This window comes from Parabacteroides sp. KHUB-03 (genome assembly GCF_056640975.1).
Window position 1 is genome coordinate 1,159,336 of record NZ_CM153257.1, and the last position, 22,849, is coordinate 1,182,184.

17 protein-coding genes and 1 pseudogene are annotated in these 22,849 nt (G+C 39.5%); 14 read left to right on the top strand and 4 right to left on the bottom strand.

Annotated elements, in window-relative coordinates; translation table 11 throughout:
• Positions 1-102: 102 nt before the first annotated feature.
• The 4 genes and pseudogenes from secA to ACYIB7_RS05025 form a co-directional block, all read right to left on the bottom strand.
• Positions 103-3,465 (bottom strand): preprotein translocase subunit SecA, encoded by a 3,363-nt coding sequence (gene secA / locus ACYIB7_RS05010; RefSeq protein ID WP_103982972.1) that lies wholly within the window; start codon positions 3,463-3,465, stop codon positions 103-105.
• A 58-nt stretch (positions 3,466-3,523) separates the two neighbouring features.
• The gene (locus ACYIB7_RS05015; RefSeq protein ID WP_480338277.1) at positions 3,524-5,113 is read right to left on the bottom strand and encodes an alkaline phosphatase family protein; all 1,590 of its coding nucleotides are present in this window, start codon (positions 5,111-5,113) and stop codon (positions 3,524-3,526) included.
• Positions 5,114-5,144: 31 nt separating this feature from the next.
• Positions 5,145-6,335: a lipoprotein N-acyltransferase Lnb domain-containing protein gene (locus tag ACYIB7_RS05020; protein WP_480338278.1), complete on the bottom strand. Its 1,191-nt coding sequence runs from the start codon at positions 6,333-6,335 to the stop codon at positions 5,145-5,147.
• Positions 6,336-6,604: 269 nt separating this feature from the next.
• A pseudogene (locus ACYIB7_RS05025) lies at positions 6,605-7,426 on the bottom strand (DUF2776 family protein); the annotation flags it as partial.
• A gap of 134 nt (positions 7,427-7,560) precedes the next feature.
• Between ACYIB7_RS05025 and ACYIB7_RS05030 the strand changes: the two are divergent.
• The 14 genes from ACYIB7_RS05030 to ACYIB7_RS05095 all read left to right on the top strand — a co-directional run bounded on the left by ACYIB7_RS05030 (position 7,561) and on the right by ACYIB7_RS05095 (position 22,848).
• The gene (locus tag ACYIB7_RS05030) at positions 7,561-8,289 is read left to right on the top strand and encodes a type III pantothenate kinase (protein WP_234999301.1); all 729 of its coding nucleotides are present in this window, start codon (positions 7,561-7,563) and stop codon (positions 8,287-8,289) included.
• A complete protein-coding gene (gene bamG / locus ACYIB7_RS05035) occupies positions 8,276-9,559 on the top strand; it encodes a BamG family beta-barrel-assembly machinery protein (protein WP_103982967.1) in 1,284 nt (427 codons plus the stop codon). Before ACYIB7_RS05030 ends, bamG begins: the two co-directional genes overlap by 14 nt.
• A gap of 31 nt (positions 9,560-9,590) precedes the next feature.
• Complete coding sequence (locus ACYIB7_RS05040; protein ID WP_480338279.1) at positions 9,591-10,955, top strand: tetratricopeptide repeat protein; 1,365 nt, start codon at positions 9,591-9,593, stop codon at positions 10,953-10,955.
• A gap of 2 nt (positions 10,956-10,957) precedes the next feature.
• Positions 10,958-11,668, top strand: coding sequence for an LPS export ABC transporter periplasmic protein LptC (gene lptC, locus ACYIB7_RS05045; protein ID WP_480338280.1), 711 nt, complete (start codon positions 10,958-10,960; stop codon positions 11,666-11,668).
• Complete coding sequence (locus ACYIB7_RS05050) at positions 11,669-12,925, top strand: hemolysin family protein (RefSeq protein ID WP_103982964.1); 1,257 nt, start codon at positions 11,669-11,671, stop codon at positions 12,923-12,925. It abuts the gene before it with no gap.
• A 98-nt stretch (positions 12,926-13,023) separates the two neighbouring features.
• Complete coding sequence (locus tag ACYIB7_RS05055; protein WP_103982963.1) at positions 13,024-15,159, top strand: peptidylprolyl isomerase; 2,136 nt, start codon at positions 13,024-13,026, stop codon at positions 15,157-15,159.
• 115 nt (positions 15,160-15,274) lie between these two features.
• Positions 15,275-16,303 carry a dual-specificity RNA methyltransferase RlmN gene (rlmN, locus tag ACYIB7_RS05060; protein WP_099463251.1) on the top strand — a complete coding sequence of 343 codons (1,029 nt, stop codon included), beginning with the start codon at positions 15,275-15,277 and terminating at the stop codon, positions 16,301-16,303.
• Positions 16,304-16,360: 57 nt separating this feature from the next.
• Entirely contained in the window at positions 16,361-17,395 is a 1,035-nt protein-coding gene (locus ACYIB7_RS05065) for a DUF4837 family protein (RefSeq protein WP_103982962.1), read from the top strand.
• 11 nt (positions 17,396-17,406) lie between these two features.
• Positions 17,407-18,516 carry a 4-hydroxythreonine-4-phosphate dehydrogenase PdxA gene (gene pdxA / locus ACYIB7_RS05070; protein ID WP_103982961.1) on the top strand — a complete coding sequence of 370 codons (1,110 nt, stop codon included), beginning with the start codon at positions 17,407-17,409 and terminating at the stop codon, positions 18,514-18,516.
• Positions 18,517-18,619: 103 nt separating this feature from the next.
• Positions 18,620-19,090 (top strand): FAD synthase family protein, encoded by a 471-nt coding sequence (locus ACYIB7_RS05075; RefSeq protein WP_099463248.1) that lies wholly within the window; start codon positions 18,620-18,622, stop codon positions 19,088-19,090.
• Between the two features lie 10 nt (positions 19,091-19,100).
• Positions 19,101-19,829 (top strand): SDR family NAD(P)-dependent oxidoreductase, encoded by a 729-nt coding sequence (locus tag ACYIB7_RS05080; protein ID WP_103982960.1) that lies wholly within the window; start codon positions 19,101-19,103, stop codon positions 19,827-19,829.
• A 7-nt stretch (positions 19,830-19,836) separates the two neighbouring features.
• Positions 19,837-20,721: a CDP-alcohol phosphatidyltransferase family protein gene (locus tag ACYIB7_RS05085; RefSeq protein ID WP_103983059.1), complete on the top strand. Its 885-nt coding sequence runs from the start codon at positions 19,837-19,839 to the stop codon at positions 20,719-20,721.
• An 8-nt stretch (positions 20,722-20,729) separates the two neighbouring features.
• Positions 20,730-21,557 (top strand): lysophospholipid acyltransferase family protein, encoded by an 828-nt coding sequence (locus ACYIB7_RS05090; protein ID WP_103982959.1) that lies wholly within the window; start codon positions 20,730-20,732, stop codon positions 21,555-21,557.
• Between the two features lie 100 nt (positions 21,558-21,657).
• Positions 21,658-22,848, top strand: coding sequence for a sigma-54 interaction domain-containing protein (locus ACYIB7_RS05095; protein WP_480338453.1), 1,191 nt, complete (start codon positions 21,658-21,660; stop codon positions 22,846-22,848).
• Position 22,849: the final 1 nt, after the last annotated feature.

Sequence of the window (22,849 nt, forward strand, 5' to 3'; positions counted from 1 at the left end):
TTTTATATATGTTTAAAAACAGAAAAAGAGGAAATCCTTTGTTGGAAATTTCCTCTTTTTATCGGAACAAAAGCAATAGCCTTTGTTTAAATTACATTGTCTTTATAAACCCTGTCCGTGACAGTTTTTGTATTTTTTGCCGCTTCCGCAGGGACAAGGATCGTTGCGTCCTACACGCTTTTCGGCGCGAACCGGTTCCTTGCGGGGTTGTTGCGGAGCACGTTCTTCAGGGTTGTTGTTGCCACTGATATCCGTTTTTTCCGTACGGTATCGGCTCATATCCTGACGCTGTTCGGGTGTAGCCTGCTGAACGGCGATGCGTTGGCGGGCAGCTTCTGCAGCAGCCTGGCGAGCCATCATAGCCTGCTTTTCTTCTTCGGTCGGTTCTTCGCGAACAGGTATCTGACCGCGCATCAAAACAGCAGCCGTTTTACGGTTCATTGCGTCTACCATACCTTTGAACAGGTTGTATGATTCCAGTTTGTAGATCAACAACGGATCTTTGTTTTCGTAGCTGGCATTCTGTACGGAGTGGCGCAGTTCGTCCATTTCACGGAGATGTTCTTTCCATGATTCGTCGATGGTATGCAGCACGATTGATTTCTGGAATGCCTTGGCGATGACCTTACTTTCTGTTTCGTAAGCTTCTTTCAGATTACATGAAACGTTGTACATGCGTTTGCCGTCTGTAATAGGAATCATGATGTTTTCGTACATTGCACCCTGGTTTTCATATACTTGCTTGATAACCGGATTGGCAACCTGTGCCATACGTTCCATGCGGCGTTTGAACAGGGCTAATGCGGCTTCAAACAGTTTCTCTGTCAACTGGGCAGGCTTTGTACTCTTGAATTCTTCTTCGGTGAATGGGCTCTCCATAGCAAATGTCTTGAATAATTCCAGCTTGAAGCCTTCATAATCCTGGAATTCTGCATGCTGTTCTACGATAGCAGTAGCCGTATCATAGATTGTATTCAATACGTCCAGACCGATACGTTCTCCCATTAATGCGTGACGACGACGGGTATAAACTACGTTACGTTGTGAGTTCATTACGTCATCATATTCCAGCAAACGTTTACGGATACCAAAGTTGTTTTCTTCCACTTTCTTCTGTGCACGTTCTACCGACTTGCTCAGCATATTGTGTTCAAGCACTTCACCTTCTTTGAATCCTAACTTATCCATCAGCCCGGCAATCTTTTCGGAAGCGAACAGACGCATTAGGTCGTCTTCCAACGATACGAAGAATACGGATGAACCCGGGTCACCCTGACGTCCGGCACGACCACGCAACTGGCGGTCTACACGACGGCTTTCGTGGCGTTCCGTTCCGATGATAGCCAAACCTCCCGCAGCTTTTACTTCGGGTGAGAGTTTGATGTCGGTACCACGACCAGCCATGTTGGTGGCAATGGTAACGGCAGCTGTCTGTCCGGCGGTAGCAACGATCTCGGCTTCCTTCTGGTGCAACTTCGCGTTCAGTACGCTGTGTTTGATCTTACGCATGGTAAGCATACGGCTCAGCAGCTCGGAAATTTCTACAGATGTAGTACCAACCAATACAGGGCGTCCTATTTCCGTCAAATGTACGATTTCTTCGATCACGGCGTTGTATTTTTCGCGCTTGGTCTTGTAGATACGGTCGTTCATGTCATTACGGGCGATAGGGCGGTTGGTAGGTATTACGACAACATCCAGTTTGTAGATGTCCCATAATTCGCCGGCTTCCGTTTCGGCCGTACCGGTCATACCGGATAGCTTATGATACATACGGAAGTAGTTCTGCAACGTAATAGTTGCGAATGTCTGCGTGGCAGCTTCCACCTTTACGCCTTCCTTTGCTTCGATAGCCTGATGCAAACCGTCCGAATAGCGGCGTCCATCCATAATACGTCCTGTTTGTTCGTCTACGATCAATACTTTGTTGTCCATAACAACGTATTCGTCATCCTTCTCAAACAAGGTATAGGCTTTCAGCAATTGGTTGATCGTATGTACGCGTTCGCTTTTTACAGAATAGTTGGCCAGTATCTCGTCTTTCTTTGCCTGTTTCTCTTCGTCTGATCCTTTGAAGTTCTCAAGTTGGGATAGCTCGGAAGTGATGTCGGGCAATACGAAGAAGTGAGGGTCGTCGGTCTTACCTGTCAGCAGGTCGATACCTTTATCGGTAAGTTCGATACTATTATTCTTTTCGTCTATCACGAAGTACAATTCGTCTGTAGCCTCGTGCATATGGCGCATGTTCTCAGACATGAAATATTCTTCGGTTTTAAGCATCTGCGCTTTGATACCTTGTTCGCTCAGGTATTTGATCAAAGCTTTGTTACGGGGATAGCCTTTGAAGGAACGATACAATTGGATGCTTCCTTCTTCCACTTCCTTCTGATCGTTGCTTGCCATCTTTTTCTTTGCCTCGATAAGCAACTTCGAACAAAGCTCCTTCTGTGTATTCACAACTACTTCCACATTCGGGCGAAACTGTTCAAACAGTTGTTCTTCGCCTTTTGGAATAGGACCTGATATAATCAGCGGCGTACGGGCATCGTCAATCAATACGGAGTCTACCTCATCTACAATAGCATAGTTATGCTTGCGTTGTACGAGGTCGCTCGGACTGATAGCCATGTTGTCGCGCAGGTAGTCAAAACCGAATTCGTTGTTGGTACCGAATGTGATATCGGCATTATAAGCGGCACGGCGCGCGTCGGAGTTTGGTTGATGCTTGTCTATACAATCTACGGAAAGCCCGTGGAACATGTAAAGCGGTCCCATCCATTCCGAGTCACGTTTTGACAGATAGTCGTTCACGGTTACTACATGCACTCCGTTGCGGGTTAAGGCGTTCAGGAATACAGGAAGTGTTGCTACCAATGTTTTACCTTCACCGGTTGCCATTTCGGCAATTTTACCTTTATGCAGAACCACGCCACCAAACAACTGTACATCGTAGTGTACCATGTCCCAAACGATTTCGTTACCTCCTGCTTTCCAGTGGTTTTGATAGATCGCTTTGTCTCCTTCGATACGAACGAAATCGTGTTTGGTAGCCAGATCACGGTCGAACTGAGTTGCAGTAACTTCAATTTCTTCGTTTTCGGTAAAGCGGCGTGCCGTATCTTTCATAATAGAGAATACTTCGGGAAGAGATTCTTCCAGGACGATCTCCATTTTATCGGTGATACTTTTTTCAATCTTATCTACTTCCGCCCATATAGCTTCACGTTCTTCCAGTTCTTTATCGTCAATGCCTTTGCGAAGTTCTTCTACTTTGGCACGTTCTTCGGTTACATAATCCTGGATGCGTTGTTTTATCTCTTCCGTTTTAGCACGCAATTCGTCGTTTGAAAGTGCTTTGATAGACGGATATACGGCCTTAACCTTCTCTACGTAAGGTGTGATTTCTTTAAGGTCTCGCTGCGACTTGTTGCCGAACAGCTTCGTCATGAATTCATTAAATCCCATGTGTGTATTGTTGTTTTGTTATTTACTAAAATAGTTATCTGCAGAGTTGACTGCTGCGTTATTTGTCGACTGTCAGCTCTTTTAACGGTAAGCTGAGTGTTGCATTTGGCGGCCTGATCCTCAGCACATGGGTTACCGTAGGGGCTACCTCCGTGGCTTTTATTTCGCGGTAGATATGTTGCGGCTTGAGGCCGTTGCCCATAAATACCAATGGAGTAATAACAGCGTTATTTCGTATTACTTTTACTTTTTCTTTCGGATTGTCGTAGTTTACTTTCCATCCGGGTTGCAATTCGATAATCAGATCGCCGCGTCCAAGATGATGGGTTCCCTGGCGGAATTTTGCCGTTCCTTCGTTCCAGTCGCCCGAACGTAAAGCATAATCGGTAGTAACATGCTGCACACCGCTGAATTCGAGAAGGAAGTCGGCCGATTTCTCCTGTATCTCCTTCAAGTTCAGTTTTGCATCTTCAATTGCTTTACGGTTTAGATATATCTGATTGTTATAATAGCCTTTTACCCAGTTGTGCTGTTGTCCGTAAACAGCCATCAGGTACATATTGAGTAGGGCTACGCAACGCTTCGGATGAAAATCTCCTCCGTTCACCATTAAACCGTCGGGGTATTCTTCTTCGCTTCTGTAATACCCTGAGCCTGTAAATACGATTAATGTATTGTTAAGGCCGACTTTCTTGTCGATTGCGTCCAGCAGTTTGGAAATATCATCGTCTAGCTGATAATACGTATCTTGTATTTCACGTGTGTATTCTTTGTTTAATATTCCGCGGTAATTGCCGGCATAATAAGTAATAGCCAGCATATCCGGGCAACTGCGTGTACCGAATGCTCCGTATTCGAGGAATTGAAGGGCAAGGCGGTTTATCTCTTTATTGATAAACGGAGAAGTTTTAAAATTAGGATAACAGTTTGCCGTATTCTCCTTAAATGTGTAACGAAACGGCAGGTCGTCTAGTACGTATGGAAAGGCATTGTACTTTTCCAGTGGCAGGGATGGAGTCCATACCATTGTTTCCAAACGGGCAGAAAGGGCTTCCGGGCCGTTGTTGTAACGGTCTACATACCATGGAATGCCTTTATAATAAGTGGTTGTTGCCCATTTGCCGTTCAGATTGTCCATCCAGAAGGCACCGTTTGCCGCATGTCCGGCTGATATAATGGCTCCTTCGGCATCGGGGGCAATGGCATATACGTCACTTCTGCCTTTGGATGCGATCTTTAATTCGTCACCTATAGTAGAACTGAACAGTTTTTTTGGTGAATAGTTGTCTTTTGTATAGTTACCCAGATATTCCGGATCGTTCAGGATTGAGATTTCTTGTTCTTTCTCAAAATCAAATGTCTTGTTACCCGTTATTCCGCTGAAACACGGATTGCTTCCCGTAAACAGCGTTGCGAAAGCACTGGCCTGGTCTATATCCGAAAATTCAAAACGAATATTGTTGTAAACAACTCCATCGTTTAGCAGACGTTTGAAACCCCGTTCGCCGAAAGTGTTGTAAAAATATTCTATATAATCGCCTCTTAACTGGTCTACTGTGATACAGACTACCAATTTGGGAGCATGCTGTTGTGCCTCCATGTTAGTAACCACTAGTATCGCAATAAGCGACGATAAAAATTTCCTCATTCTATTTTCCATATTCAAATTGGGCTTCAACCTATCGTTTTATAGGTTTGTCCTTTAGTCTGTAAATACCAAATCCAGAGCGTAGCCATAAGGTTGCTACCAAAGGAATGAACGCCATATTCATATGTTGCGGGATGAAATGCCATCCCAGCAGCATTAGTGTAAGCGCCGCAAAGTTAATAAAATGATAGTAATATGCAGCTTTCTTGAGTTTTTTTACAGAAAACAATATGACAGCAATCAAATCCAAAGGCTGTAGCCATATCATCGACCAGTTAGGCCATGTGCACGGATGAACAGATATGAAACTGAGGAAAAACAGAATCACTCCTCCTAATCCGGCAGCCAGAAACAAAAGACAGTCAACAATAAGAAAATATTTCTTTTTACGCCATTCTATATATGTCGATAATGCAACCAGCAAAAAAAGTGCCAAACTGCAAACGATGGGTGTAAAGAAGCCGTCATTGTTTATTTCGGCGTTTTCATCAGCTATTGTAATCTGGATTGTGTCGGATATTAGTTTGCGTGTTGTACCGTCTGGGTTCTGTATTGTAGCTTTGGCAAATTCGTCTTTTAAATACTCTGGTAAGAACATCATTTCGTGGGCTGTTGCTTTCCGGTCGGTTGGACTGCCAAGGGCTAAATCGCAACCAAATGTCAGCCAGGCATGGTTGCGCGTACAATAATTTATCATGTCTCGGAATGTTTTCGGTGCCGGCGGATCATTATATATTATTTTGCCATCTATGTATTTTTCTATGATGGCAACGGGACGTGTTGCACAGTTATCGAAAAAGAAATTATAACGGTAAACTCTGTTTTCCGGTTTATAGTTTTCAAGTAAAGCTTGCAGGATGCGGTCTTTTTCCTTGGGGGTGAGATTTAAAATTTGTTCGGTTACTTCGCTGCCCCGCATCTGATATTCTATTACATAACTTTGGAAATCTATTGCACCTAGTTTATAATCCGTCTCTCCTTTGGCAAAACGATAAATAAAGTTTGGTTTGGAAAAGTCGAATATTCCATAGTTAAAGATTATATCCTGCTTTTGATCCGAGTCAAATACCCGTATGGCAGCGTGCCCGTATACGGTAAATACCTCATCATCATACGGCGAACTTGTTAATATGCTTATCCGGGCATTGTCGCTTAATTTGAATTGAGCATATCCCGAGGTGTATATAAGCAGGGAGAGTAGCAGATATATTATTTTTCTCATTCCTTTGTTTATTATGTTACAAAGGTAGATTTATTTTTTTAATTAGGTGATATTACTGTTTCAGGATAGGGACTTTTGTTTTTTAGTGTGGCAGTTTTTAAGAAAAACATCCCGTATAAATAATCTTTTGGGCGGCTGAAAATTAATTTTGAGCTAGGTGGAAATTAATTTTGACCTGGGGCAAAATTAAATTCTACCTGCCCAAAAGAATAATTTGTTCCGATCTTTTTTATAAATATACGGATATGAAAAGATAAAACGTGCCGGCTTTATTGGGAAGATGTACCACTCTCCAATATACTAACGATAGAGAACAGTGTAAAACAAATTCCTCCTAAACTGGCCAGTACTCTGGCCGGGACAAAATAATTGCTGCTCAGTTCGGCTAAATCAAATAAGTATGATGATAGAAAAAAACAAGCTAGTGCTGTGAATATGGGTATTAAAGGAATACGGTTGGCTAATTTGAATTCCCGTTTCCATATTTTGGCTAAAAGGATAACTTTACTGGATATGCTGTAACAAACCAATCCGAGTCCAACCATGATATATCCGGTAGTTGCTTCAGCCGGGTCATATGTCCCCATGATAATTAATCCCCAGAAAATACTTAATGTGCCGAAAAACAGTACGAATCTGGGCCACCAGTTCCGCTCAAAGTCGGAATAAGTGTTTCTTATCTGTCTGACAATGGTACTTACCAGAGCTACCAGGCTTGTACATATACAGGCCAATCCAACCATTACATGACCTGCTACAGAATATTGCGAATGTTGTCCGCTTCCGGATAATAGTTGAAATGCCCATATCCAGGCAACTAAAGCTATAATAACAGCAACCAGGATAAGTGATACTGCTTGTTTCTTTGAAAAAGAGGGCTTAGGAATACGCGGGTCATCTGTCTTTGCATTTACCTGAATTAAGGTAAAACGGGTAGATGAGGTTGCAGTTGTAGCTACACAGGCAGTAATCAGTCCAACTCCGCATATTACATGTCCGGCAACAAACAAAGATGGATCCGGAGATGATGATAAAAGAAATATACCTCCCAGAATCGTAACTACGGCTGCCAGATAACCGGTTATGGGAAGCGCGTTTTATATTAATAATTTTCGGCTTAAACAGTTTTTGTTACGGTTTAGTTTTGGATTTGAATGTAATGTTTTTATTTGTTCTTGTTGTTATCTCGTCATTTTTATGTTTCTTTGCGGAAAATATCAGCGAAGTGAATCTTATCATAGAACAAGGGAACACGTCATCGAAGGTTGCTATATATAATAAAGGAAAGATGGAAGCATCTTTTGTATATAAAGAGTTCGGTGTTTCGGTTATAGCTCCGCTTATGGAGGCATACGACTTGACGCAAGGTATCTTATCTACAGTAGTCGATACGGATGAAGAATTGCTTGCTTTTTTGAGAAGTAAGTTGCGTTATTTTGTGTTTTTGAATGAAGATGTAGCCCTGCCTGTCTCTGTGCAATATGAAACTCCGGCTACTTTGGGAAAAGACCGTTTAGCTGCAGTTGTAGGAGCAAATTATCTGCAGCCGGGAAAAGATATACTGGTAATAGATGCAGGGACAGCTATTACCTACGAATTAATTGAAGCTTCCGGTATTTATCTGGGGGGGAACATATCTCCGGGGATGACGACTCGTTTTAAAGCCTTGAACTTTTTTACGAAGAAGTTGCCTTTAGTTACCGAGCAAGACAATGTTCCTATGCTGGGAACCTCTACTGAAACGGCAATACAGGCCGGAGTTGTGAATGGAATTGTTTACGAGATGGACGGATACATTGAAGAGTTACGAGTGAAATATCCTGAACTTTTGGTTTTTTTAACAGGCGGTCATTCGTTTTATTTTGAAAGAAGACTAAAAAACTCCATCTTTGCAGACATTAATTTAGTGTTGACAGGATTAAATAGAATCTTAGAGTATAATGTTGAAAATTAATAAGGTCGTAATAACAAGCATTCTTATATTTACTCAGTTGTCTTTAATGGCACAGAACAATACTAATTCACCTTATACTCGTTTTGGGTATGGTGAACTGGCCGACCGCTCGTTTGGCGCCGGACGTGCAATGGGTGGTATTGGTTATGGATTACGTTCATCAAAACAGATAAATCCTATGAATCCTGCTTCTTACAGTAGTATGGATTCACTTACTTTTTTGTTTGACTTTGGTGCATCCGCGCAATTATCCTGGTATGATGACGGAACAAACAGGCAAAAGAATGTAAATGGTAACGTGGAGTACATTGCAATGCAATTCCCTATTTCCAGGCGTATTGCTATGAGTGTAGGTATGCTGCCTTATTCTTATGTAGGATATAAATACGGAAGTAAAATCAATAATAAAGATAATGGTTTGGATGCCGTAGCTTCTTATGTGGGAAAAGGAGGTTTGACAGAAGCATATGGAGGTATTTCTGTCGATCTGTGGAAGAAAAGACTGGCTGTCGGTTTAAATGCCGGATATTTATTTGGAAACATTACGCATGAACAAAATGTTACTTTTCCAAGTCCGGGATATAATATAGTCCGTACACAAGAGGTGCAGGTGCGGGATTATAAATTGGATTTTGGTATTCAATATACTCATCCGATAAGTGCAACCGAAAATATTACAGTGGGTTTTGCTTATTCGCCGAATAACCATTTGAATGCAAAATCTTATAATACTTTGCAAAAGGTAACATCCAGTGGAGGCGTGGTTGATAATGTTGCTGATACGATAACGAATCAGGCATTTGATTTACCTAATTCGTACGGAGCGGGTATTTCGTATGTAAAACAAAATAAATTAACTTTGGCGGCTGATTTCTTATACGAAGAATGGGGGAAAGCCCGTTTTTTTGATAGTAAAGATGATTTTAAAAATCGTATCCGTGTAGCTGTAGGTGGCGAATTTATACCGGATGTGCAAAATCATAATTTCCTGGCAAAGGTGAGATATCGCGCAGGTTTCCATTATAGTAATTCTTATCTGAAGATTAACCAGACGGAAGATAATGGATATGCCAGCGGTAGCTATGGCGAATATGGTGCAAGTGTCGGTTTTGGACTGCCATTAGTGGATTCCCGTTCATTTGTGAATGTATCTTTTGAATATGTAAAGATTCGTCCCGAAGTGAAGACTATGATTAATGAACAGTATTTCCGGTTTACAGTGAACTATACATTTAATGAATTATGGTTCTTTAAACGAAAAGTCGATTAATTAAATAGTTAACTTTAATATAAAAATAGATATGAAGATCAAAGTATTATTGCTTGCAATCGGATGCTCGATAGGAGCATTAGGTGCATATGCACAGAAAGGTGTGGATAATGGTACACAGTTCGGATCAGGTGAGGATAGTGTTCGATGCATAACCAATATCAGTTTATTTGTTCCTTATGCTAAAGGAGGAAACTATAAGGATGCATTGGAGTCATGGAAAATTGCGTATAATGAATGTCCTGCTGCAACAAAGGATATTTATTTATATGGTGTGAGAATTGTAGGATGGCAGATTGAAAACGAAAAAGATCCTGCAAAAAGACAGGCTCTTATCAATGATTTGATGGCTGTCTATGATAAGCGTGTTAAATATTTCGGGAACGACAAACGTTATGGCAAGGACTGGATTATTTCGCGTAAGGCCCAGGATTATTTGCAGTATATGGGCGAAAATGCCGATTTTAATACTGTCTATAACTGGTTGAATGAAATTATTAATGAAAAAGGCGACGATACGGAGATTCTGGGTGTTTCATTGTTTGCTTTTTCTGCGTTAAAGAAATTGATGGCAGATCCGAATTTCAAGGAACAATATATTCAGGATTATTTGAAAGTTTCAAAAATATTGGAAACACAATTGAATGCTGCCCAGGCTGCAAATAACGCAAAAGAAATTGCGGCGATTACTACGATAAAGAGTGGCGTGGATAACGGTTTTGCAAGTAGCGGTGCTGCCGATTGTGAAACACTGCAGAATCTGTATGCAGCTAAGATTGATGAAAACAAAGATAATCTTCCTTTCCTGAAAGAGACTATTGCTTTATTAAGACGTGTTCGTTGCCAGGAGATTGATGCTTACTTTGCTGCTTCTGCTTATGCATATAAACTGGAACCGAGTGCTGAAGCTGCTATAGGTATTGCCAAGCAGGCTGTTAAGGCAAAAGATTACGATAAAGCTATTAAGTATTTTGAAGAAGCTGCTAATATGGAAACTGATAATTCAGCAAAGGCAGACGATTATTATATGATTGCTTTGTTGTGCTTTGAACAGAATAGCTATTCAAAGTCCAGACAATATTGTCAGAAGGCTTTGGAATTGAATCCTAATTCAGGAGCTCCTTTAATGTTGATAGGTAAAATGTATGCGGCAACAGCTAAGTCTGTTTATCCGGATGACCCTGTAATGGTAAGAGCCGTGTATTATGCTGCAATTGACAAGTTTGAAAGAGCAAAACAGGTTGATCCCAGTGTGGCTGATGAAGCTAATACATTGATTAATACTTACCGTGCTCACTTGCCGTCTACCGAAGAAATTTTCATGCATCCTGATTTGGAAAAAGGAAAGAGTATTACAATCGGCGGCTGGATCGGAGAGCGTACAATTGTTAGATAATTATGGTTGGATCACGTTTTCTTAGTAAAACGAATAAAGATAAAGGCATAACAACTATCCCGGTGATAGTTGTTATGCTTCTTTTATTTTCGGCATCTTGTTCAAAAGAAAATAAAGAGGTTGTAGATGTGGAGTTTGATCCGAATCAAACATATACAATGAAGACGACGGAAGTGGCAAGCCTTATATCGGATTCCGGAATAACCCGGTATAGCGTGAAAGCTAAAGAGTGGTTGATGTTTGACAAGGCGGTCGAACCTTATTGGTATTTCCCTGAAGGTCTGTATATAGAAAAATTTGATACGACTTTCCATACGGAAGCAAGTGTACAGGCTGATACGGCTTATTATTATAATAAAAAAGGATTGTGGAAATTAATTGGCAATGTTGCAATAGAGAATTTAGAAGGTGAGCACTTTCAAACGTCATTGCTATATTGGGATGAAAAGCAAGGAAAGGTATATTCTGATAAATATATCCGGATAGAACAGGTAGATAAGGTAATTACAGGTGTCGGTTTTGAGTCTAATCAGGATATGACTAAATATAAAATATTTAATTCGACAGGCATTTTCCCTGTGAAAGAAGCACCGGCTGATAGTATTCGGACAAATCAACCTTTACAGGAAACACCTTTGGAAGAAAAATTAGAAGAAAAAACACAGGAAGAGGATATGCCAATGTCTACAATGACTCCTTTAAAAAGTAAGTAAATGAATGCTTTACCGTATATACTAATATCATTAGCATTTTCTGCTTTTTTTTCAGGTATGGAAATCGCTTTTATTTCTTCCAACAAGTTACGGTATGAACTTGATAAACGGAATAAAAGTTTTATAAGTAAGATATTAGATGTTTTTTATAATAATCCGAACCAGTTTATTTCAACGATGCTGGTTGGCAATAATATTGCTTTGGTTGTATATGGTCTGCAAATGGCCATGTTGCTTGAACCTTATATCGCAAAAGTTGTTGATAACGAAGCTTTGATTGTACTTATACAATCTGTTATTTCTACGGTGTTGATTTTGTTTACAGGAGAGTTTATTCCGAAAACCATATTTAAGCTGAATCCGAATTTGTCATTAAAGATATTCTCGGTGCCGCTTTTTGTTATATATGTAATTCTATATCCGGTTTCTAAATTTTCTTCTTTGCTATCTTTTGCCTTTTTGAAATTGGGAGGAGTGAAAAATCTGAAAGATTCATCCGACCGTACGTTAGGTAAAGTTGACTTGGATTATTTTATTCAGCAAAGCATAGAAGATGCTCCGCAAAATTCTGATATGGATACGGAGGTGAAGATATTTCAGAATGCGTTGGATTTTTCGAATGTCCGTTTAAGGGATTGTATCGTGCCTCGTACGGAAATTGTAGCATGTGATACGTCTGCTACTATAGATGAACTGCGCTCAAAATTTATAGAAACCGGACTTTCTAAAATATTAATTTATAACGAAAATATTGACGATATTATAGGCTATATCCATTCATCCGAATTGTTTAAACATCCGGAAGACTGGACAGAAAGTATTCGTAGTGTGTCAATTGTTCCAGAAACAATGGCCGCCAATAAGTTGATGAAGGTTTTGATGCAAGATAAGAAAAGCCTGGCTGTCGTTGTGGATGAGTTTGGGGGAACCTCGGGTATTGTGACCTTGGAAGACTTGGTAGAAGAAATTTTTGGTGAAATAGAGGATGAACATGATATGAAATCTCATGTCGCTAAAAAAGTAGGAGAGGACGAATATCTTTTATCCGGTAGAATTGAAATTGATACTTTGAACGAAATGTTTGGACTGGAGCTGCCGGAATCGGACGATTATGTCACTATTGCGGGTTTTATTCTTCATTTTTATCAGAGATTTCCGAAATTGAACGAATCGGTGGTCATTGATAAATACACATTCAAAATCATAAAGGTTACGGCAACTAAAATAGAACTTGTGCGTATGAAAGTGGCTGAATGATGAAAAAAAAAGGATTAAATGATGTGACAAATTCTTTTTTTCGTATCTTCGTGCCCTTAAATGAGAAATAATAAACTTTAAAAAATAAATAAAGATAAATGGCTACGCTGGAGAAAATTAGAAGCAAAGCAGGTTTGTTGGTCCTTGTTGTGGGATTGGCATTGTTTGCTTTTATTATTGGAGACTTTTTGAACTCTGGTTCTACTTATTTCAGACAAACTCAGGAAAGAGTTGCGGAAGTTGACGGAGAAGTTGTTAAGATTCAGGATTATCAGGCACGTGTAGACGAAATGGCCGAGATGTATAAAATGCAGACTGGTTCGAATAGTTTGCCTGAAGAATATATGTCACAGATTCGTCAGTCTGTATTTGATGCTATTGTTCAGGAGATCGTTCTGGATGAGGCTACAGCTAAATTAGGCATGGTCGTGACTCCTGAAGAATTATTTGATATGGTTCAGGGTGAAAATATTTCTCCGCTGATTCAACAAATGCAGATGTTTACAAATCCCCAAACAGGAGCATTTGATAAAACAGCATTGTTGAATTTCCTGAAAACTATCAGTGATGATAATTTGGCTAACTATCCGGCCGATCAGCAAGCTCAAATAGTTAAGGCTAAAAATTTCTGGTTGTTTTGGGAAAAGAATATTAAACGTCAACGTTTGGAAGATAAATATACTACTTTATTGAGTAAGGCGATTTCTGCTAATATGCTGGATGCAAAAGAAGCATTTAATGAAAATGCAGAAAGTTCGGATATTGTATATGCAATGCAATCTTATGCAACAATTCCTGATTCTGCAGTACAGGTAAGTAAGAGTGAAATTGAAAAGCTGTATAACCAGCGTAAGGAAATGTTTAAACAGAAAGAAGGCAAAGTAGTTAAATACATTGCTGTAGACATTCGTCCTAGTAAAGAAGATTATGACAAAGCTCAGGCTGATATTGAAAGCTTGAAGGAGGAATTAATTTCTTCTGCAAAAGTTGCCGATTTGGTAAACGAAAACTCAGAGGTGCCTTATATGGATGCATTCTTTACGGCTTCTGCTTTTGATCCTGAGTTGAAACAATTTGCAACAACAGCCGAAGTAGGTGCTGTATATGGACCAGTATTTGAAAATGACAAGTACAGAATGTTTAAGCTGGTTGACAAAACAAATGCACCTGATTCTGTAAAAGTAAGCCATATTATGTTAGCAGGTAAAGCAGAGAAGGAAACAGCTGCTTTGGCTGATAGTTTGATGAATGTATTGAAGAATGGTGGAAACTTTGAAGAATTGGCAAAACAATTCTCTGCAGATCAGGCTGCCGAAAAGGGTGGCGAACTTGGCTGGTTTACAGAAGCTACTGCTTTGAGAGGTGTAAATGAGGAATTTAAGAATGCTGTTTTTTCAACTCCGGTAAATAATGTTGCGTTGGTTAAGTCTTTATATGGTACACATATTGTTAAAGTAACAGACAAAACTGCTAATGTGAATAAATATAAAGTTGCAGATATAGATATGTCTGTATCTGCAAGTTCAAAGACTTACAGCAATATCTATAATGAATTGAATCAATTTATTTCAAAGAACAGTGATATTGCTAAATTGGATGATGCTGCTAAAGAAGCCGGTTATAGTATTATTTCAGATGTAACGGTAACAGCTGACAATCAGATGTTGGGAACAATCAAGAATTCTCGTCCGGTTATCCGTTGGGCATTCCAGAATGATAAAGGTAAGGTTTCTGAAATTTTTGAATGTGACAATAAATTTGTAATTGCTGCAGTTCAGGGTTCGCTGCCTGAAGGATATCGTCCTGTTGATATGGTTGCTCCTGTATTGAAAGCAGAGTTGATCAATCAGAAGAAAGGCGAAAAGATTGTTAGTGATTTGATTGCTAAAAATCTGACATCTTTGGATGCATATGCTCAGACTATGGGAACTTCTGTTGACTCTGTTAAATTTATTAGCTTTGGAACACGTCGTATTGCCGGTATGGGTGTAGAACCTAAGTTGAATGCAATGGTCTCTTTAACTCCGGAAGGTAAATTGAGTGCTCCGGTTGCAGGAAACAACGGTGTATATGTATTTGATGTTTTTGCGAAGAATAAGGAAAATAAAGAATATAATGAAGTAAGTGAAGTTCGTGCTTTAGATGCAGCAAACTCATACAGAATCGGATTCCAGGCTATACAGGCTTTGGTAAATAAAGCAAAAATAGAAGATAACCGTATCCGTTTTTATTAATACCGGATGAAGATATAAGGCTTAAGTATATGGCCTGTGATAAAGCTGCCGTACTCTATATGAGCACGGCAGCTTTTTTATATCTTTGCAAAATAAAATAATAGATTAATACGGAATGAACGGAAAAAAACGTTTGCTGGGTATGACTCTGGATGAATTGAAAGAGGTTGCTTCGGAAGCAGGATTGCCTGGATATGCGGCAAAGCAAATGGCTGATTGGTTGTATAAGAAGAAAGTTGTTTCAATAGCTGAAATGACAAATATTGCTGCAGCTAAACGTTCTTGGCTTGAAAATCATTATGAAGTTGGAGCAATGGCTCCATCGGATTTTATGAAGTCGGTAGATGGTACTATAAAATATCTTTTTCAGGTAGGGGAGGGACGTTTTGTTGAATCAGTGTATATACCTACGGAAGATAGGGCAACATTGTGCGTGTCATCTCAGGTTGGATGTAAAATGAATTGCCTTTTTTGTATGACAGGAAAGCAAGGTTTTACTGCTGATTTGACTTCGAATCAAATATTGAATCAGATACAGTCATTGCCGGAAAACGAACAATTGACAAATATCGTTTTTATGGGAATGGGAGAGCCGTTGGACAATGTAGGCGAGTTATTTAAAGTGCTGGAAATATTAACAGCCCCTTATGGATATGCCTGGAGTCCGAAACGTATTACCGTGTCTACAATCGGAGCAAAGGGACTGAAACGCTTTTTAGATGAAAGTGATTGCCACTTGGCGGTTAGTTTACATTCCCCTTATTCTGCAGAACGTTTGTCTTTAATGCCTGTAGAGAAAGCTTTTCCGGCTCATGATGTGCTGGAATTGATAAAGCAATATGATTTTACGCATCAAAGACGTGTCTCTTTTGAATATATTGTTTTTAAAGATTTGAACGATAGTTTGAAACATGCGGAAGCGTTGGCTTGTTTATTAAAAGAAATACCTTGCCGGGTGAACCTGATCCGTTTTCATGCAATACCGGATGTACCGTTGGAAAGTTCGGACATGGGTAAAATGGAATTGTTCAGGGATATGTTGAACTCCAAAGGCATTATCTGTACTATCCGTGCTTCCAGGGGAGAGGATATTTTTGCTGCTTGCGGGATGTTATCTACTGCAAAAAACAAGCAAAAAGATTAAACAGGCGGTATTTTGACAGAAAAGGATTACATTTGTATTATATAAAACATAACGGGTATGAAAACACATTTATTTATTGCCAGTTTGTTGCTCCTGGTATTATTAGGGGCTTGTAGTTCCGGTCCGGTGATGACACAGGCTACTGGGCTTGCTTATGAAGTTATTGTCGTAATGGATCAAAAGGATTGGAAAGGGGAAGCAGGTGAGATAATCAAGGCTGACCTGGAATCTCCGGTGCCTGGCCTTCCTCAGTCGGAGCCTTCTCTTAAAATTACATATGCTCAACCTAAAGATTTTAACGGATTGCTTAAGCTTGTACGTAATATATTGATTGTTAAAATTAATCCGTCTACTTATACGAAAGTTTCATTAAGCTATGAAAATAATCCTTGGGCAAAAGGACAAGTCGTGCTGACTTTAAAAGCTCCGGATGCACAAAGTATTGTTGAATATTTGACCGCTAATAAAAATAAACTGGCCAATTTCTTTGTTGAAGCAGAAATGAACCGCGCGATTGCTCAGTTGGAAAAGAATTATAGTTCTGTTGTAATGGAGCATTTGAAGAAAGATTTTGACGTAATGTTGAATGCACCAGAAAATATGACTTATTATAAGGATACGACAAACTTTTTCTGGGCATCTAATAATGCAAATACAGGACGCACAGATTTAGTCGTTTACACATTCCCCTATACGGATCCGGATACATTTACAGCCGATTATCTGGTAGCAAAGCGCGATTCTGTGTTGAAGGCTAATCTGCCGGGTGCATTCCCAGGTTCTTATATGGCAACAGAAACCCTGGGGGGCGTTCATTATGAACCAATTACTGTTAATGGTAAATATTGCGGAGTGTTACGCGGTTTATGGAAAATGCGAGGTGATATGATGGGAGGGCCGTTTGTAAGCCATATCCGTTTGGATGAAAAGAATAATAGGGTTGTGGTTGCTGAAGGTTTTGTTTTTGCACCTGAGACAAGTAAGCGTAATTTTATACGTCGTATAGAAGCGGCATTATATACTTTACGTTTGCCAGGGGAATTTGACAAGCCGGTAAGTGATCCGCTTGATGTTCCTGAACAAAAGAAATAAACATATTATATATGGAAGAACGATTGATTAAAGTGGGGATTACTCACGGAGATATAAACGGTATCGGATATGAAGTGATACTGAAAACATTCTCGGACGCCCGTGTTGCTGAACTTTGTACACCTGTTATTTATGGTTCTTCAAAGATCGCGGCATACCATAGGAAAGCTTTAGAGCTTCCTCCTGTTAATATGAATATTATTACCAAGGCGGAAGAAGCTGGTGTAAATCGCGTAAATATCATCAATTGTGTGGATGACGAGACAAAGGTTGAGCTTGCTCAGTCAACTGCTGTGGCAGGAGAAGCTGCATTTAAGTCATTGGAGGCTGCTGTAATGGATCTGAAGCGAGGTGTTGTTGATGTATTACTGACGGCTCCGATTAACAAGCATAATATCCAAAATGATGATTTCCATTTCCCCGGACATACGGAATATTTGGAAGAGTGTTTTGGCGGTTTAGGAAAGAAAGCTCTGATGATATTGATGAATGATACTCTTCGTGTTGCTTTGGTTACCGGACATATACCTTTGTCAAAGGTTTCTTCATCCATAACTCAGGAAGATATTGTAAGTAAACTCCGTATATTTAATCAGTCATTAAAGCAAGACTTTGGAATAGTAAAACCCAGAATTGCTGTATTGTCATTGAATCCGCACGCCGGAGATGCTGGTTTGCTTGGAAATGAAGAAGAAACGATTATTATACCGGCTATGCAAGAGGCCGAAAAAAGAGGTGTGATGTCTTTTGGACCCTATGCCGCCGATGGCTTCTTTGGTTCTTGTATGTATGATAAATTTGATGGTGTTTTAGCTATGTATCATGACCAGGGACTGGCTCCGTTTAAGACTTTGGCAATGGAGGACGGTGTAAATTATACTGCCGGTTTACCAATTATCCGTACTTCTCCTGCACATGGCACGGCTTATGATATAGCCGGACAGAACCTGGCTTCTGAAGAATCGTTTCGTCAGGCTTTGTATGTGGCTTTGGATATATATCGTAATCGGATACGATATTTTGAAGCGACAGCAAACCCTCTCCGTAAGCAATACTTTGACAAGGGAGGCGATAATGAAAAACTAGATTTGACGAAGGACGAAGAATCCGGTGATATTTAAAAGAAAAGAAGCATGGATAGAATGAAATCCATGCTTTTTCCTATTATACTTTTTAGATAGGAAAAGTTTGTGTAAGTTTGCGGTTCAAAATTAAAATAGCGACATGTTTAAGGATAAAACAATAGTATATACTTCCGGGACATTTGATATGTTTCATTACAATCATCTTCGGATGATTAATTATGCCCGTAGCCTGGCGGATATTTTGATTGTAGGTGTAAGTACGGATGAATTAGTATCTTCTTACAAGGCATGTCCGATAATCCCGTTTAATGAACGTCTTCAGATTATAGAAGCCTTGAAAACACCGGATATCGTAATTCCCCAACATTCGTTGGATCATTCGGAAATTGTCAAAAAATTAAATATCGATGCATTTGTTGTTGGTGATGATTGGTATGGTAAATATGACTATTTGAAAGATTTGGGAGTTCAAGTTTTTTATTTTCCTTATGGAACAGGCGTTTCCTCTTCAAATCTGAAAAAGACCATTCATGATTCATACGAAGCTAATCTTAAATCTCAACGTAATGCGAAGCCTCAATCCGTAAAAGGCTTTAGCGAAAAAGAATAGAATACACTTCATGGAGAAATATGCTTTAATTACCGGAGGCACAAAGGGTATTGGTAAGGCGGTTGCTTCTTGTTTAGCCAAATCGGGTTATAATCTTTTGTTGACTTATGCCTCGGATTGTATAAAAGCTGCGCAGGTTTGTGAGGAACTTTCGGCGATTTATGATGTAAAAGTCAGCAGTTTGAAAGCTGATATTTCCGATTGTAATTCCATAGAAAGCATATATCTGTATTTGACAGACCAATCCATTCGGTTAGATGCCATTGTATTTAATGCAGGCATGACTTGCCGTGATCCGTTTGAAGAATTGTCGGTGCCGGAATGGGAGCGGGTATTTTTTGCGAATATTCATTTTCCTGTATTTCTTCTACAGCGTATTGTTGGTTTAATGAATAAAAGAGGATCGATAGTTTTTACCGGTTCTTTAATGGGTATTGAACCTCATTCCGTATCTCTGGCATATGGTGTGACTAAAAGTGCGATTCACGCTTTAGTGAAAAATTTGGTTAAGTTTTTAGCTCCATATGACTTACGGATAAATGCTGTGGCTCCCGGCTTTGTTGATACGGAATGGCAGAAAACGAAACCAGTGAAGATACGGCGGAATATAGAAAATAAGATCGCTTTAGGGCGTTTTTGTGATCCCGACGAGTTGGCTGAAGTCTATAAAATGTTGATAGAAAATAGTTACTTTAATGGCGAAATAGTCGTTGTTGATGGTGGCTACTCATATAAATAATGAACAAATGAGTAATTTGGATAAAGAATACGAGGCTTCGTTAAAATCAATAGAGACTGAAAATGTAATTGACAAGATATTTTATCGTCCTATTGGTTTTCGTATTGCCAAGATGCTTCGTGGTACAAGGATTACACCGAATATGGTAACAGTTGTTTCTATTTTTGTAGGGGCTGGTACCGGATTTATGTTTTACCACGATAATTTGACGTATAATATTATAGGAATTTTATTGCTTGTATTTGCTAATATATTGGACTGTGTAGATGGGCAGCTGGCACGTCTTACTGGCATTAAATCGGCAATTGGACGTATTTTGGATGGTTTTGCCGGAGATATCTGGTTTACTTGTATATATGTGGGTTTCGCTTTGCGGTTGGCGCACGATTATGGAACTTACTGGTTTTTTGCTTTGGCCGTATTATCCGGACTCTCTCATCTGATACAAGCAAATATTACTGACTATTACAAAACACTTCATCTTTATTTTATAAGTAAGGATAAAGGAGCCGAATTTCAATCTTTAGAACAGGTGAAGGCCAAGCACAAAGAAATGAAATATGGTATTAATAAGGCTTTTTATTTCTTATATCGCTGGTATACCCTGCTGCAAGTAAAAGCAACTCCGACTTTGCAACAAATGCTATGTCGTTTACATGCTGAATATGGAGATAATATTCCTGAAGATATCAGGATTAATTTTCGTAAGCAGAGCCGTGAACTTATGCGTCTTATAGATTTGCTAACATTTAACGGACGTACTATAGTCATGTTTATTATAGTGCTGACTGGACAAGTTTGGGCTTATTATTTGTATGAACTAATCGTGCTGAATATTGTTTTGGCTATTGCAATGAAGAAGCATGAAAAGATGTGCGCATCTTTCTTGTAATAGGAATTATGAAAAAAAGTGTAGTTGATATATATGACCTACAGGAAATGGTCCCGTTTTTTAAAGGACCCGTTGGAACTTTCTTAGGGAAATTGGTCATCAAGTTGCTTTGTGTGGACAAAGTTAATAAAGTACATGCTAATAATTGTGCATTACGTGGGGCTGAGTTTACAACATCTTTGTTGGGCGATCCGCTGATTGATATTAAATATAATGTTCATAATGCAGGGCTTTTAGACCATTTGCCGGAAGGTGCTTTTTGTACAGTTTCCAATCATCCGATCGGATCGTTGGACGGTATTATGTTGATTGATATATTCGCTGCTCGCCGCCCGGATTTTAAAGTGATGGTAAACGGTATTCTTTCCAAGATCGGAGCGATGGATGATAATTTCGTATCGGTAGTACCGGATTCCAATAACCAAGGAGCAAATCCAGCTAATGTTAATGGAGTCCGTGTTTCTTTACAACGTTTGAAAGAAGGGCATCCGATGGGTTTCTTTCCGGCCGGAGCAATTTCCTTTTATAATAAAGATACAAAAAGAATACAAGATTTGCCTTGGACTCATAGTGTCATACGTTTGATTCGTAAATCAAATGTTCCGGTTTATCCTGTATATTTTGATTTTCTGAATTCGAAATTCTTTTATTGGCTGGGAAATATCAGTTGGAAAATAAGGACATTGCGTATACCTGCAGAAGCGTTTAATAAACGTGGTAAGACGGCTGATGTTTATATAGGTGAACCAATTTCTCCAGAGGAGATAAAAAATATTTCAGACGATAAGGAGCTAGCCGAATTTTTGTATAACCGTACTTACGGTGCTAAAAAATAAGAAACGACTATTAGATTCTGCTTTCTATTGTGGAAGTTTGGATTAAGATTTGTAATTTTGGCAGATAAACTGAAATAATTACAGATATCTAATAAATATGATGTTAAAAATAGACGTGCAACAGATAAAGCAGCGTTTTGGAATTATTGGTAATAGCCCGGCCTTGAATCGTGCGATTGATGTGGCTCTGCAGGTTGCTCCGACCGATTTATCTGTTTTGATTACAGGTGAAAGTGGTGTGGGAAAAGAAACTTTCCCTCAAATCATACACCAGAATAGTCCCCGTAAGCACGGACAATATATTGCAGTAAATTGTGGTGCAATTCCTGAAGGTACTATTGACTCAGAATTGTTTGGTCATGAAAAAGGTTCTTTTACAGGGGCGTTGGCCGACCGTAAGGGATATTTTGAGGTAGCTGATGGTGGAACCATATTTTTAGATGAAGTGGGCGAGCTTCCCATGCCTACACAGGCTCGTTTGTTACGCGTATTGGAAACAGGGGAGTTTATTAAAGTAGGTTCTTCAAAAGTTCAGAAAACAAATGTACGTATAGTTGCGGCGACCAATGTAAATTTGATACAGGCCGTATCCGAAGGAAAATTCCGTGAAGATTTATTTTATCGTTTGAGTACGGTACCTATCCAGGTTCCTCCATTACGTGAACGCACAGAAGATATTTCTTTGTTATTCCGTAAGTTTGCCGGAGATTGTGCAGAGAAATATAGAATGCCTCCTGTCCGTTTGGAAGATGAAGCACGTCAGTTACTGATAACTTATCGTTGGCCTGGGAATGTGCGCGAATTAAAGAATGTGACCGAACGTATCTCAGTAATTGAGGAAAACAGAGATATTACGGCTGATATATTACGCCAATATCTGCCTAATTTGAATTTGGAGAAATATCCGGTACTGGTAAAACAAGACAATGATCAAAAGATATTCAACAGTGAACGGGAGATTCTTTATCAGGTACTTTTTGATATGAAAAAGGATGTCAACGAACTAAAGAAATTAGTGCATGACATAATGGGAGGAAATATACAAATGCCTGTTCCGGAAGAATCATCATATGCTCATCCTATACATCCGGTTCATCAGGTACACCATGCGCCGATACAAGAAGCAGAAGATGTAGAAGAAGAGGTGTCATTATCCTTGGAAGATGTTGAAAAGGAAATGATTCGTAAAGCTTTAGAGAAACATAACGGTCGTCGTAAGAATGCTGCTGCCGACTTGAAAATTTCAGAACGTACATTGTATCGTAAAATTAAAGAATATAATCTGGAGTAAT